The following is a 12841-nucleotide window of genomic DNA, read 5'->3' on the forward strand; positions in this document are numbered from 1 at the left end:
GCGGCGGGCCCATATTGATGCCCGTTCACTCTGTATGCGGAGTCAGTGAAATGAACACGATCAAATCCATTGTCGTTGTGGCCGGCCTGTTGCTGGCCGGTATGCTTCAGGCTGCCGAAGCGGTGACCGGAACCCTGTACAAGAACCCCCAGTGCGGCTGCTGCACCGGTCATGCCGAGTACCTGCGCGAGCACGGCTACGAGATAAAGGTGGTCGAGAGCCACCGCCTCGCCGAACTCAAGCGCGAGCAGGGTGTGCCGCCGTCGCTGGAGAGCTGCCATACCCTGATCATCGACGGTTATGTCGTCGAGGGCCATGTCCCGGTGGCGTCCATTCGCAAGCTGCTCGCCGAACGGCCGGCGATCCGCGGAATTGCGCTGCCGGGCATGCCCCAGGGCTCGCCCGGGATGTCCGGAACCAAGACGCAGCCCTTCAGGGTCATGGAGCTGTCTGCGGGTATGCCGCGCATTTTCTCCACCGAGTGAGGGGCCTGCCGATGACATCGCGTTCGCAAGGTCTGGCGCGCCTGCTGGCCTGGCTGGTGGCGGCACTGAGCCTGGCAATCATCGTCGCCAGCCTGGCACTGCAGTGGGCGCAGACCGGCAGCGGTCGCGCCGATCCCGAGGATGCGGCTCAGGTGGCGGCCGGTCGGGAGGTATACGCAGCCGAATGCGCCAGCTGTCATGGCGCTCGGCTGCAGGGCCAGCCGAACTGGCAGCGGCCACTGCCCAACGGTCGCATGCCCGCGCCGCCCCACGATCGCAGCGGCCACACCTGGCATCATCCGGATTCGCTGCTGTTCGCGATTATCCGCGACGGTATGGTGCCGCCCCACGCGCCGCCGGGCTACGAAAGCGACATGCCGGCGTTCGGAGACCGTCTCAGCGACGATCGGATCTGGGCCGTACTGGCCTACATCAAGAGTCAATGGCCACAGCAGGTTCGCGACTGGCAGGCGGAAAAGACCCGTCAGGCCCGTTAGCGGCTGTTGAGGTTTAGGGAGGCTGCCGGTTGCGCTGCAAAACGTCGGTCAGCAGCCCCCGGTTTTGTTGACGACGCTCATGTCTATTTCCGTTAGCGCTTATACACTGTAGGCATTTGCCGATGGGCGACGAGACGACATGGACGAGCAGGAAGCACAGCAGCGGGCGCCGGCCCATGCCCTGAGCCCGGAGGCGGCGCTGGCGCAGTATCACAGCGACCCGGCAGGGCTGGATGCCCGGGAGGCCGGGACGCGCCTGGCCGCGCAGGGACCAAACCAGTTGCCGCAGCCACGCCGGCGCAGCCCGCTGCTGCGGCTGCTGGCCCAGTTCAACAACGCGCTGATCTATGTACTGCTGGCGTCGACCCTGGTGACGGCGCTGTTGCAGCAGTGGATCGATACCGGTGTGATTCTGGCGGTGGTGCTGGTCAATGCGGTACTCGGCTTTGCCCAGGAGGGTCGGGCCGAGCGGGCGATGGAGGCGGTGCGCAGAATGCTGGCGCCGATGGCCTCGGTGCTCAGGGACGGGCAGCGACAGGCTGTGCCGGCGGAGCAACTGGTGCCCGGCGACGTCGTGCTGCTGGAGGCCGGCGACCGCGTCCCTGCCGACCTGCGCCTGCTGAGCTGCCATGGGCTGCGCGTTCAGGAAGCGGTCCTGACCGGCGAGTCGGTAGCGGTGGACAAGGACTGCGCTGCTGTGGATGCGGGGGCTGCGCTGGGCGATCGCGGCTGCATGGCCTACAGCGGCACCCTGGTCAGCGGCGGTCAGGCGCGTGGCCTGGTGGTGGCGACCGGCACTGAAACCGAAATCGGCCGTATCAGTGGCCTGCTGTCGTCGGTGGAGCCGCTGGTAACGCCGCTGCTGCGGCAGATGTCGGACTTCGCCCGCTGGCTGACGCTGTTGATTCTGGTGTTTGCCGCGCTGCTGCTGGCGTATGGCTACTTCGTGCAGCAGCTCCCGTTCGCCGAGCTGTTCATGGCGGTCGTCGGCCTGTCGGTTGCGGCCATCCCCGAAGGGCTGCCGGCGGTGCTGACCATCACGCTGGCGATCGGCGTCCAGGCCATGGCCCGGCGCAGCGCCATCGTGCGGCGCATGCCCGCGATCGAGACCGTCGGTGCGGTCTCGGTGATCTGCACCGACAAGACCGGTACCCTGACCTGCAACGAAATGATGGTGGCGACCCTGGTGAGCGCCGGGCACTGCTACAGCCTGAGCGGTTCCGGTTACGTGCCGGACGGTCAGCTGCTGCGAGACGGGGCGCCGGTCGATCCCGCAACCGAGCCCGTGCTTGCGCCTATCGCCACCGTCGCGAGCCTGTGCAACGATGCCCGGCTGCATGAGCAGGACGCCAGCTGGAGCGTCCGGGGCGACCCGATGGAGGGTGCGCTGCTGGTCATGGCGCGCAAGCTGGGGTTGGACGAAGAGGAGCTGCGCCAGCGCTGGAGCCGCACCGACGCGATTCCGTTCGACGCCGGTCACCGCTACATGGCGACCCTCAACCATGATCATCGCCATCGCGCCTGCGTTTTCGTCAAGGGCGCACCGGAAAAGGTGCTGGCGCTGTGCAGCGGCCAGTGGCACCCGGACGGCGCCGTCGGGCTCGAGCGCGAGTACTGGCGCAGTCGTTACGAAGCCGTCGCCGCAGAGGGGCAGCGGGTGCTGGCCCTGGCGATGAAGCCAGTACCGGACGACAACCGGGTACTGGAGTTCGACGATCTCGACGACGGCCTGCTGCTGCTGGGTCTGGTGGGCCTGATCGATCCGCCGCGGGCCGAGGCGATAGAGGCGGTGGCGCAGTGCCGCGATGCCGGTATCGACGTCAAGATGATCACCGGGGATCACGCCGGTACCGCGACGGCGATCGCCCGCCTGGTGGGGCTGGCGCGGCCCGAGGCGGTGCTCACCGGCGCCGACCTCGATCAGCTCGACGACCGGGCGCTGATCGAGGCGGTACGGGATACCGACGTCTTCGCCCGCACCAGTCCCGAGCACAAGCTGCGTCTGGTGATGGCGTTGCAGGCGAGCGACATGATCGTGGCGATGACCGGTGACGGGGTCAACGATGCTCCGGCGCTGAAGCGCGCCGATGTCGGCATCGCCATGGGCCGAAGTGGCACCGAGTCGGCCAAGGAAGCGGCCGACCTGGTGCTGGCGGACGACAACTTCGCCACCCTCGTCGCAGCGGTGCGCGAGGGGCGGCGCGTCTACGACAATCTCAAGAAGGTGATCGGCTGGACTCTGCCGACCAGTACCGGCGAGGCCCTGACCATCGTCGTCGCGCTGCTGCTGGGCGCGACCCTGCCGGTTACGCCGGTGCAGATTCTCTGGATCAACCTGATCACGGCCGTCACGCTGGGCATGGCGCTGGCGTTCGAGCCGCTGGAGAAGCGCACCATGCAGCGCCCGCCGCGACGGCGCGACGAGCCGCTGATGGCCGGTACCCTGGCCTGGCATATCCTGCTGGTGTCGGTCCTGTTTCCCTGCGGTGTCTACAGTGTCTTCAGTTACGCTCTGGGACAGGGCTATACGATCGAGCTGGCCCGCACCATGGCGGTCAACACGCTGGTGGTGATGGAGATTTTCCACCTGTTCTTCATGCGCAATTTCTACACCACCTCGATAACACCCCGGGCCGTGGCCGGCACTCCGGTAGTCTGGCTCACCGTCGCACTGGTGACCCTGGGCCAGTTCGCGGTCACCTACGTGCCGGCACTGCAGCAGATTTTCGGCACCGCGGCGGTGTCGTTGCGCGACGGTCTCGTAATCATCGGTGTCGGGGTGGCACTGTTCGTGATCATCGAGCTGGAAAAGCAGCTGCGGCTGCGTCTCCTGCGGATGCGCGGGCAAAGGTGATTGAGCTGAAACGGCTGCAGCAGCGGATCGCCGGTGCTTCGCGGAACTCCAGTACCATTCCGGGCGCTGCCCCAATTAGGGGAAATCAACCGAAGTGTGCTTTTTTCCCGCTAAGGAGCGTTGGAACCAGTTCTTGTGGGTAATACCACATTGCAGGTCGGGAAGCCCCGGGCTGCGCACCCGGGAACGCCATCCGGTGGTTTCAGGACGCCGGCGACTGTTCCCGGTGTGGCACCGGTGTCGCCTCTGGCGTGCCGGTGACGGCCGCGCTTGCCGCTTCCCGACGCAGCGCTTCCCAGGCGTCGTACTGGCTCAGGAACACCTGTCCGGTCAGTTCGTCCAGCAGGCTGCTGTGCCTGAGCGCGTCCATGACCGGTCCCTTGACCTCGGACAGATGGAAGCGCACGCCGCTGTCGCTGAGGCGCTGGTTGATCGCTTCCAGGCTTTCCAGCGCCGAAGCGTCGATCAGGTTCACCGCCGGGCACATCAGCACCAGGTGCTCGACGCTGGGGTTGTTCGCGATCAGTGCCTCGATGCGGTCCTCGAGAAAGCGGGCGTTGGCGAAGTAGAGGCTTTCGTCGACGCGCAGCGTGAGGATGCGCGGGTCGGTTTCGACCGCATGGCGGTCAATGTTACGAAAGTGCTCGCTGCCGGGCAGCTTGCCGACCAGCGCGCTGTGGGGCTTGCTGGTGCGATAGAGATAGAGCAGCAGCGATAGCCCGACGCCGGCGATGATGCCGACCTCCACCCCCTCGACCAGCGTCAGTACCAGCGTGGCCAGCATCGCGGTGAAGTCGCTGCGCGAATAGCTCCAGGTGCGCTTGAGGGCGCCGAAATCCACCAGCGACAGCACCGCGACAATGATGGTTGCGGCCAGCGTGGCCTTGGGCAGGAACTCGATCAGCGGTGTCAGCAGCAGGGTTACCAGGGCAATGCCGACGGCGGTAAAGGCGCCGGCGGCCGGTGTCTCGGCGCCGGCGTCGAAGTTGACCACCGAGCGCGAAAAACCGCCGGTGACCGGAAAGCCACCGGAAACGGACGAGGCGATATTGGCGCTGCCAAGGCCGATCAGCTCCTGGTTCGGGCAGATGCGCTGGCGGCGCTTGGCCGCCAGCGTCTGCGCCACCGACACCGATTCGACGAAACCGACCAGGCTGATCAGCAGCGCCGAGACGAACAGCTGCTGCCAGAGTTCGGCATCCAGCGGCGGCAGCCCGAGGCCCGGCAGTCCCTGGGGGACCTCGCCGACGACGCGCACGCCCTGCTCCGTCAGGCCGGCGCCGGCGGTGACCAGGGTGGTGACGGCCATGGCCAGCACGGGGCCGGCCTTGGCCAGCAGGTCGGCGAGCCGTGGCCTGAGGCCGGCGCGGACCAGCAGCGGCTTGAGCCGGCTGCGGACCCAGAACAGGAAGATCACCGCGCCTGCGCCGATCAGCAGCGTCGGCAGGTTGGCTTCGTCGATTCGGTTGCCAAGCGCCAGCAGGATCTGCAGCAGGTTGTCGCCGCCTGCGTCGACACCGAGCAGGTGTTTTAGCTGGCTGGCGGCGATGATCAGCCCCGAGGCGGTGATAAAGGCGGAAATCACCGGATGGCTGAGGAAGTTGGCGATCAGGCCCAGGCGCAGCACGCCCATGGCGATCAGCAGCAGGCCGGAAATAAACGCCAGTGCCACGGCGGCGGCGAGATAGGCTTCGCTATCCGGCAGCGACAGATTGCCCACGGCGGCGGCGGTCATCAGCGACACCACTGCCACCGGCCCCACCGCCAGGGTGCGACTGGTACCGAACAGGGCGTAGGCGACCAGTGGCAGGATGCTGGCGTAGAGGCCGACCTCTGCCGGCAGACCGGCCAGCAGCGCATAGGCCAGCGATTGCGGGATCAGCATCACGGTTACAATCAGTGCCGCCACCAGATCGCTGGTCAGGGTGTCGCGATTATAGGTCTTGAGCCAGCCGAGGATCGGCAGATAGCGTTGCAGCATCGGTCAGGTTCCCGGCTTGCGCTCTTCGAAATTGCAGGCGGCGCTGGCCTCGTGCGGCGCCGGACTGTGGGCCAGCAGCTGCGGCCCGGCCAGCCACTCCCGCCCCTTGAGCATGGCGTTCCAGTACACCCAGGGCAGCAGCTTTTCCTTCAGCAGCCAGGCCAGCCGGCTCGGCTGCCGGCCCTCGACCAGCCAGGTCGGGAAGGTCGGCTGCAGCTTGCCGCCATAGCCGAACTCGGCCAGCACGATCTTGCCCCGCTCCACCGTCAGCGGGCAGGAACCATAGCCGTCGTAGACCGCACGCGGGGCCTCGCCGCGCAGCGCCCGGAGCACGTTTTCGGCTACCACCGGGGCCTGCTTGCGCACCGCCGCGGCGGTCTTGGCGTTGGGTGTGTTGCCGGCGTCGCCGAGCCCGAAAATATCGCCGAAGCGTTTGTGCTGCAGGGTTTCCGGGTCGAGTTCGAGCCACCCGGCTGCATCGGCCAGGGGGCTGGCGCTGATGAATGCCGGAGCCTTCTGCGGCGGGCAGACGTGCAGCATGTCGAACGGCTTTTCCACCTCTCGGCTGTGCCCCTCGGTATCGGTGACCTTGAACGTGGCGCAGCGACGGCCGCCGTCGACGCCGACCAGGTTGTGCTGCAGATTGAGCTTGATGCCGTATTTCTGCACGTAATCCATCAGTGCCGGCACGTAGTCTGCGACGCCGAAAAGCGCAGCGCCGGCGGTGCAGAACTCGACGTCGATGTACTTGAGGCTCTGCTGCCGGGCCCAGTGGTCGCAGGCCAGGTACATCGCCTTCTGCGGTGCGCCGGCGCATTTGATGGGCATCGGCGGCTGGGTAAAGAGGGCGCGGCCGCCGCGGGTGCTCTGGATCAGCTCCCAGGTGTAGGGCGCGAGGTCGAACAGGTAGTTGGAGGTGACGCCGTTGCGGCCGAGGGTATCCCGCAGGCCCGGAATGGCATCCCAGTCGAGCGCCAGACCCGGTGCAACGACGAGGATGCGGTAACCGATACGCTCGCCGTCCTCGAGCACCAGCTGCTGCTGCTCGGGCTCGAAACCGGCGGCGGCGGACGGGTACCACTTCACCTGCTCGGGCATGACGTCGGCCATCGGCCGCACCGTCTGGCGGCGATCGAAAACGCCGCCGCCGACCAGGGTCCAGCCGGGCTGGTAATAGTGCTCGGTGCGGGGTTCGACGACAGCGATATCGAGATCCGGCTGGCGTCTGAGCAGGCTGCCGGCCACCGCCAGGCCGCCGGCACCGCCGCCGACGATCAGTACATCGTGACGCACGCCAAAGGCGTTTTGCGACGCCGGCGGCATCCCCGACTGCGCCTGCAGGCGCTCCCGCTGCGCCGCAAGGTCGTACCCTGCCGCAGCGGTCGCACGCAGCACGGCATCGGCGTCAAGGTGCGCCGCTTCGCTGAGCGCCCACAGGGTGGCGCTGCGCGTACCGGTGCGGCAGAAGGCCAGCACCGGCCCCTGCAGTTCGTCGAGGAGGTTGCGGAAGGCGCGGATGTCGTCGTCGGTGATCTGACCCGGAACTACCGGCAGGTAGTGCCAGGACAGGCCGTGGCGCTCGCAGGCGGCTCGGATGTCGTCGTTGGCCGGCTGATCCTCGCTTTCCCTGTCCGGGCGGTTGCCGATGATCGCCTTGAATCCCGCCGAGGCGGCGAGACCGACGTCAGCCGGGGTAAGCTGCGGGCTGACGCTGATGAAGGGGGATAGCTGTCGAACGTCCATCATGCACCTCGTTTGGCTGTATCGAATGGAACGGGCATCCCTGTCGGGCGACGCGCACTTGTACGGTGCTCGTCCCCTGTATCCGGATCTCTGTGCGCCGGTCGATAACGGAGGACCCGGTCGCTACAGCAGGTCGATCGGCACCTTCAGATAGCGCTGGCCGTTGTCTTCCGCCGGCGGCATCTCCCCGGCACGCATGTTCACCTGAACCGAAGGCAGGATCAGGCGCGGCATGCCGAGGGTTTTGTCACGTTCGACGCGCATGCGCACGAAGTCGCCCTCGCTGATGCCCTGGTGCACGTGAACGTTTTCCCGGCGCTCTGCCCCGACGGTGGTTTCGTGCAGATAGTCGTCGCGTCCCGGTGCCTTGTAGTCGTGGCACATAAAAAGCCGGGTGGCATCCGGCAGCGCGAACAGCTTCTGGACCGAGCGATACAGCGTCGCCGCGTCGCCGCCGGGAAAATCGCAGCGCGCGGTGCCGTAGTCGGGCATGAACAGGGTGTCGCCGACGAAGGCCGCGTCGCCGAAGACGTAGGTCATGCAGGCCGGCGTATGGCCCGGAGTGTGGATGGCGCGTCCTGTCAGATTGCCGACCTGGATCTCGTCGCCGTCGTTCAGCAGCCGGTCGAACTGGCTGCCGTCATGGGCGAATCCGGTGCCGGCATTGAAGATCTTGCCGAAGGTGTCCTGTACCGTGCGGATATGGCTGCCAATGGCGATCGGTGCGCCGGTTTTCCGGTGCAGATACTGGGCGGCGGAGAGGTGGTCGGCGTGGACGTGGGTTTCCAGAATCCAGTCGACCGTCAGGCCCTCGCTGTCGATGAAGGCGAGAATGGCATCCGCGGACGCGGTCGAGGTGCGACCGGCGGCATAGTCGAAATCGAGCACCGAGTCGACGATGGCGCAGTGGCGGGAGTCGGGATCCCGGACCACGTAGCTGAAGGTAAACGTCGGCTCGTCGAAGAAGTGAGTAACGATCGGATGCATATCGGAAACCTCGCTAATTCTTTTAAGGAATAAGCATATTCTATATTTATATAATCTAATATTCAGCGAGACAAAAGGCAATAGAGGAAGTGCAGTTGTATGGGGGAAATGGCGGTTAATCGGATCTACGAATGGAGGGTGGGTCTAGCGATGCATCCCGATGAATTTGATCGGTTTCCTCGCTGTATGGGCATCGCGTAACCCGCAATATCGATTGCAGTACAGATCGATTGGTGTCGGTTGGCATTTTACGTTCCGTGAATCCCGGTGTTGGGTTACGCGACTTCGTCGCTAGACCCAACCTACAATCGATGTATGACGTCCGGGCTGGAGGGTAAGTCTAGCGATGCATTGGCACCTGCGTGATGTTATCTGTTTCGTTTGGGCATCGCGTAACCGCCATGGATGGCGGAAATCCCGACTACGCAGGCGCGGTTTTCAGGGAACCCGCAATATCGATCGTATTGCAGATCGATTGGCGTCATTCGGCACGGATCAGAAAAGGCATCAGTAGGAGCTCGCTCCGCGAGCGAGCTCGTACCGTCTATCGCCTAGCCCGCAACCTTCACGACCACCCTGCCGCGCACCTTGCCCTCGAGCAGCTGGCCCGCGGTGTCGATGGCATCCTCGAGGCCGATCTCGGTGGCGATGGCGTCGAGGGCCTCGAGGTCGAGCAGCGGCACCAGCCGTTGCCAGGCCTCCAGACGCCGTGGCCTGGGGCACATCACGCTGTCGATGCCGGCCAGCGTTACACCGCGTAGTATAAAGGGCGCCACGGTTGCCGGAAAATCCATGCCCTGCGCCAGGCCGCAGGCCGCGACGGTACCGCCGTAGCGGGTTCCGGCGCAGACGTTGGCCAGCGTGTGGCTGCCGACGGAGTCGACCGCGCCGGCCCAGCGCTCCTTCTGCAGCGGTTTGCCGGGTTCGGAGAGTTCGTTGCGGTCGATGATGTCGGAGGCGCCCAGGGACCCGAGGTAGTCGGCCTCCTGCGGACGGCCGGTGGAGGCGACGACCCGGTAGCCGAGTTTCGACAGCAGTGACACCGCGAAACTGCCGACGCCGCCGTTGGCGCCTGTCACCAGGATATCGCCGTCATCGGGCGTCACGCCGTGGCGCTCCAGCGCCAGGATGCACAGCATGGCGGTGTAGCCGGCGGTGCCGACTGCCATCGCCTGGCGGCTGCTGAGGCCTTCGGGCAGCGGGATCAGCCAGTCGCCCTTGAGGCGGGCCTTTTCCGCCAGGCCACCCCAGTGCACTTCGCCGACGCCCCAGCCGTTGAGCACGACCCGGTCGCCCGGCTTGAAGTCGGGGTTTTCGCTGGACTCGACGACGCCGGCAAGGTCGATGCCGGGCACCATCGGAAACTGCCGCACCACCGGCATTTCGCCGGTGATGGCGAGACCGTCCTTGTAGTTCAGGGTGCTGTACTCGACGCGCACCGTGACGTCGCCCTCGGGCAGGCGGTCATCGTCGAGTTCGGCGAAGCTGGCGCTGTAGCCGGCTTCGGTCTTGTCGATCAGTATGCCTTTGAACATCGTTACCTCCATTTTAGACCGGTCGTCTAATTAATGCGGCTGTCGGATCTCCGCGGTGCTTTTATCTGTTGCTTGGCAGATTGACGTGAAGCCAGGTGATCAAACTGTAGGATGGGTGGAGCCGCATTGGCGCTACGTTTTTCGCGGCTACCGAATCTGACGCGGCGTAACCCATCAATGACTCTGGCATGCATAGTGCCGATCTGAGTTCCCGTGATGGGTTGCGCGATGCCCCGGCAGCATCAGTGACGGATACAAGGTATCAAGGCGTCGTTCCACCCATTCTACGAAACACCTATTCCTTCAAAAGTGCGATAAACCTTTTATCTTGCATGGCATGTCTCAAGAGTTCTGCGGCAGTCCCGCAATGAACAGCTCGATAAAGCGTTCGAGTGGTGCGCCGTCGGCGCTCAGTCGTGCCCGCATCACGGCACCCTCCCATCCGATCCAGAAGTATTCCGCCAGGGCATCGCAGTCGGCATCGGCGGCGAGGTCGCCGCAATCGCGGGCTTCGCGCAGCAGAGCGGCGATCAGGCGCTGCCAGTGGGCGAAGACCTCGCCGAGCCGGTTTCTGAAGCTGGGTGGCAGCAGACCGACCTCCTGGCCGAGGTTGCCAACCAGGCAGCCACGACGAAACCGGTGTCTTGCCATCCCCGCGCAGGCCTCGTCGGCGAACCGGCGCAGGCGCTCCAGCGGCGGCTGATCCGCATCCTGAAAATTGCGGCTGAGTTTGGCTGCGAAGTAGGCGTCGTAGCGCTCGAGCACCGCCAGGCCGAACGCTTCCTTGTTCGCGAAGTAGTGGTAGAAGGAGCCCTTGGGCACGCCGACGGCCCGGAGAATTCCGTCGATGCCGGCGCTGGAAAAGCCCTGCTCGGTGAGCACGGCCATGCCCTGTCGCAACAGCGCCTCGCGGGTATCGTCGAAGCTGCGGTCTGTTTTTGGCGGTCGGCCGCGGCGTGGTCTGGCAATGGATTCGGTCATGCGGAATATATTAGACCGGCCGTCTATAAAATACAAACTGCTTCGCTAATCAGTGTGAAATCATTGGCCCAACCTACGAATTACGTTTTCCCGCTAATCTGCAAAGAAACAAAAAAAGGGCCCCGAAGGACCCTGACTCATAGAGGGATGAGCAAAAGAGAGACTTGATTCCGTTTCAGGCGGCCTGTTCGTCCGCCTCTACCGACTCGCGGATCAGGTAGTCGAAGGCCCCCAGTGCAGCGGTGGCGCCGGCGCCCATCGAGATGATGATCTGCTTGAACGGCACGGTGGTGACATCGCCCGCGGCAAAGACGCCCGGCACCGAGGTTTCGCCGCGGCTGTTGATCTCGATTTCGCCGTGGCGGCTCAGCTCGATGTCACCCTTGAGCCACTCGGTGTTCGGGATCAGACCGATCTGCACGAAGATGCCGGCCAGCGCAACGTCGTGGCTGTCGCCGCTGGCGCGGTCGGTGTAGCGCAGGCCGGTCACGCGCTGGCCGTCACCGAGCACTTCGGTAGTCTGGGCCCGGGTGACGATGTCGATGTTCTTCATCGAGCGCGCCTTGCGCTGCAGCACTTCGTCGGCGCGCAGGCTGTCGCCGAACTCCAGCACGGTGACGTGCTCGACGATACCGGCCAGGTCGATTGCCGCCTCGATGCCGGAGTTGCCGCCGCCGATCACCGCGACCTTCTTGCCCTTGAACAGCGGGCCATCACAGTGCGGGCAGTAGGCCACGCCTTTGCCGCGGTATTGGTGCTCGCCCGGTACGTTGAGTTCGCGCCAGCGGGCACCGGTCGCCAGTACCACCGAGCGGCTCTTTAGCGTGGCGCCGCTTTCGAGCTCGATCTCGACCAGCTCCTTGCGGCTGAGCTTGCCGGCCTTCTGCGCTGTCATGACGTCGATATCGTAGTCGAGCACGTGCTGTTCGAGATTCGCGACCAGCTTCGGGCCTTCGGTGGCTTTCACCGAAATGAAGTTCTCGATGCCGACGGTGTCCATCACCTGGCCGCCGAAACGGTCGGCGACAAGGCCGGTGCGGATGCCCTTGCGCGCGGCGTAGATCGCCGCAGCGGCGCCGGCGGGTCCTGCCCCGACCACCAGCAGGTCGTATGGCTCTTTGTCGTCGAGCGCCCTGGCCTGGCGCTCGGCGGCGCCGGTATCGACCTTGTTGACGATCTCGGACAGCGTCATGCGGCCCTGGCCGAAGGGCTCGCCGTTGAGGTAGACCGAGGGCACGGCCATGACGTTGCGCTCGCTGACTTCGTCCTGGAACAGGGCGCCGTCGATCATCACGTGGCTGATGTTCGGATTAAGCGTCGCCATCAGGTTCAGCGCCTGGACCACGTCCGGGCAGTTCTGACAGGACAGCGAAATATAGGTCTCGAAACGGTACTCGCCTTCGAGGTTGCGGATCTGGTCGATCAGCGCAGCATCGGCCTTGGACGGGTGTCCGCCGGTCTGCAGCAGCGCCAGTACCAGAGAGGTGAATTCGTGGCCCATCGGCACGCCGGCGAACTCGACCCGCGGGGTCTCTCCGGCCCGGGCGATGCCAAGGCTCGGTGCCCGGCCCGAGCCGGGCTGGCTCTCACCGAGGCTTACCTGGTCGGAGAGTGCGACGATATCCTGCGCCAGTGCGGACAGCTCCCGGGCCTTGGCGCTGTCGTCGAGCGACAGGCTGAGCTCGACCGGCGTAACGATGTTGTGCAGATAGGTTGCCAGTTGTTTCTTCAGATTCGCGTCCAGCATCGGGATGTCCTTCCGGTAAAGATGGTTTGCA

At 65.3% G+C, this 12841-nt stretch carries 9 protein-coding genes; 3 read left to right on the forward strand and 6 right to left on the reverse strand.

Annotated features, from left to right (window positions below; genetic code table 11):
- Positions 1–50 precede the first annotated feature (50 nt).
- The 3 genes from IEX85_RS03660 to IEX85_RS03670 all read left to right on the forward strand — a co-directional run bounded on the left by IEX85_RS03660 (position 51) and on the right by IEX85_RS03670 (position 3836).
- On the forward strand, positions 51–485 hold the full coding sequence (locus IEX85_RS03660; protein WP_188858422.1) for a DUF411 domain-containing protein: 435 nt from the start codon (positions 51–53) through the stop codon (positions 483–485).
- An 11-nt stretch (positions 486–496) separates the two neighbouring features.
- Positions 497–982, forward strand: a complete 486-nt coding sequence (locus tag IEX85_RS03665) for a c-type cytochrome (protein WP_188858424.1) — start codon at positions 497–499, stop codon at positions 980–982.
- A 139-nt stretch (positions 983–1121) separates the two neighbouring features.
- Positions 1122–3836, forward strand: coding sequence for an HAD-IC family P-type ATPase (locus IEX85_RS03670; RefSeq protein ID WP_188858425.1), 2715 nt, complete (start codon positions 1122–1124; stop codon positions 3834–3836).
- Between the two features lie 202 nt (positions 3837–4038).
- Here IEX85_RS03670 and IEX85_RS03675 read toward each other — a convergent pair whose 3' ends face one another.
- The 6 genes from IEX85_RS03675 to ahpF all read right to left on the reverse strand — a co-directional run bounded on the left by IEX85_RS03675 (position 4039) and on the right by ahpF (position 12810).
- Positions 4039–5817, reverse strand: coding sequence for a SulP family inorganic anion transporter (locus IEX85_RS03675; RefSeq protein WP_188858427.1), 1779 nt, complete (start codon positions 5815–5817; stop codon positions 4039–4041).
- A gap of 3 nt (positions 5818–5820) precedes the next feature.
- On the reverse strand, positions 5821–7563 hold the full coding sequence (locus IEX85_RS03680) for a bifunctional protein tyrosine phosphatase family protein/NAD(P)/FAD-dependent oxidoreductase (RefSeq protein WP_444543271.1): 1743 nt from the start codon (positions 7561–7563) through the stop codon (positions 5821–5823).
- A 120-nt stretch (positions 7564–7683) separates the two neighbouring features.
- Complete coding sequence (locus IEX85_RS03685; RefSeq protein ID WP_188858429.1) at positions 7684–8547, reverse strand: MBL fold metallo-hydrolase; 864 nt, start codon at positions 8545–8547, stop codon at positions 7684–7686.
- Positions 8548–9098: 551 nt separating this feature from the next.
- Complete coding sequence (acuI, locus tag IEX85_RS03690; protein ID WP_188858431.1) at positions 9099–10082, reverse strand: acrylyl-CoA reductase (NADPH); 984 nt, start codon at positions 10080–10082, stop codon at positions 9099–9101.
- A 342-nt stretch (positions 10083–10424) separates the two neighbouring features.
- Positions 10425–11063: an acrylate utilization transcriptional regulator AcuR gene (gene acuR, locus IEX85_RS03695; protein ID WP_188858433.1), complete on the reverse strand. Its 639-nt coding sequence runs from the start codon at positions 11061–11063 to the stop codon at positions 10425–10427.
- A 175-nt stretch (positions 11064–11238) separates the two neighbouring features.
- A complete protein-coding gene (gene ahpF / locus IEX85_RS03700) occupies positions 11239–12810 on the reverse strand; it encodes an alkyl hydroperoxide reductase subunit F (protein WP_188858435.1) in 1572 nt (523 codons plus the stop codon).
- Positions 12811–12841: the final 31 nt, after the last annotated feature.

This window comes from Marinobacterium nitratireducens, from assembly GCF_014645375.1.
Lineage (GTDB): Bacteria > Pseudomonadota > Gammaproteobacteria > Pseudomonadales > Balneatricaceae > Marinobacterium_A > Marinobacterium_A nitratireducens.

Coding starts and splice junctions, on each gene's coding strand:
- IEX85_RS03665 (WP_188858424.1), top strand. CDS start 497: ATGACATCGCGTTCGCAAGGTCTGGCGCGCCTGCTGGCCTGGCTGGTG.
- IEX85_RS03670 (WP_188858425.1), top strand. CDS start 1,122: ATGGACGAGCAGGAAGCACAGCAGCGGGCGCCGGCCCATGCCCTGAGC.
- IEX85_RS03675 (WP_188858427.1), bottom strand. CDS start 5,817: ATGCTGCAACGCTATCTGCCGATCCTCGGCTGGCTCAAGACCTATAAT.
- IEX85_RS03685 (WP_188858429.1), bottom strand. CDS start 8,547: ATGCATCCGATCGTTACTCACTTCTTCGACGAGCCGACGTTTACCTTC.
- ahpF (WP_188858435.1), bottom strand. CDS start 12,810: ATGCTGGACGCGAATCTGAAGAAACAACTGGCAACCTATCTGCACAAC.
- acuR (WP_188858433.1), bottom strand. CDS start 11,063: ATGACCGAATCCATTGCCAGACCACGCCGCGGCCGACCGCCAAAAACA.
- IEX85_RS03660 (WP_188858422.1), top strand. CDS start 51: ATGAACACGATCAAATCCATTGTCGTTGTGGCCGGCCTGTTGCTGGCC.
- IEX85_RS03680 (WP_444543271.1), bottom strand. CDS start 7,563: ATGATGGACGTTCGACAGCTATCCCCCTTCATCAGCGTCAGCCCGCAG.
- acuI (WP_188858431.1), bottom strand. CDS start 10,082: ATGTTCAAAGGCATACTGATCGACAAGACCGAAGCCGGCTACAGCGCC.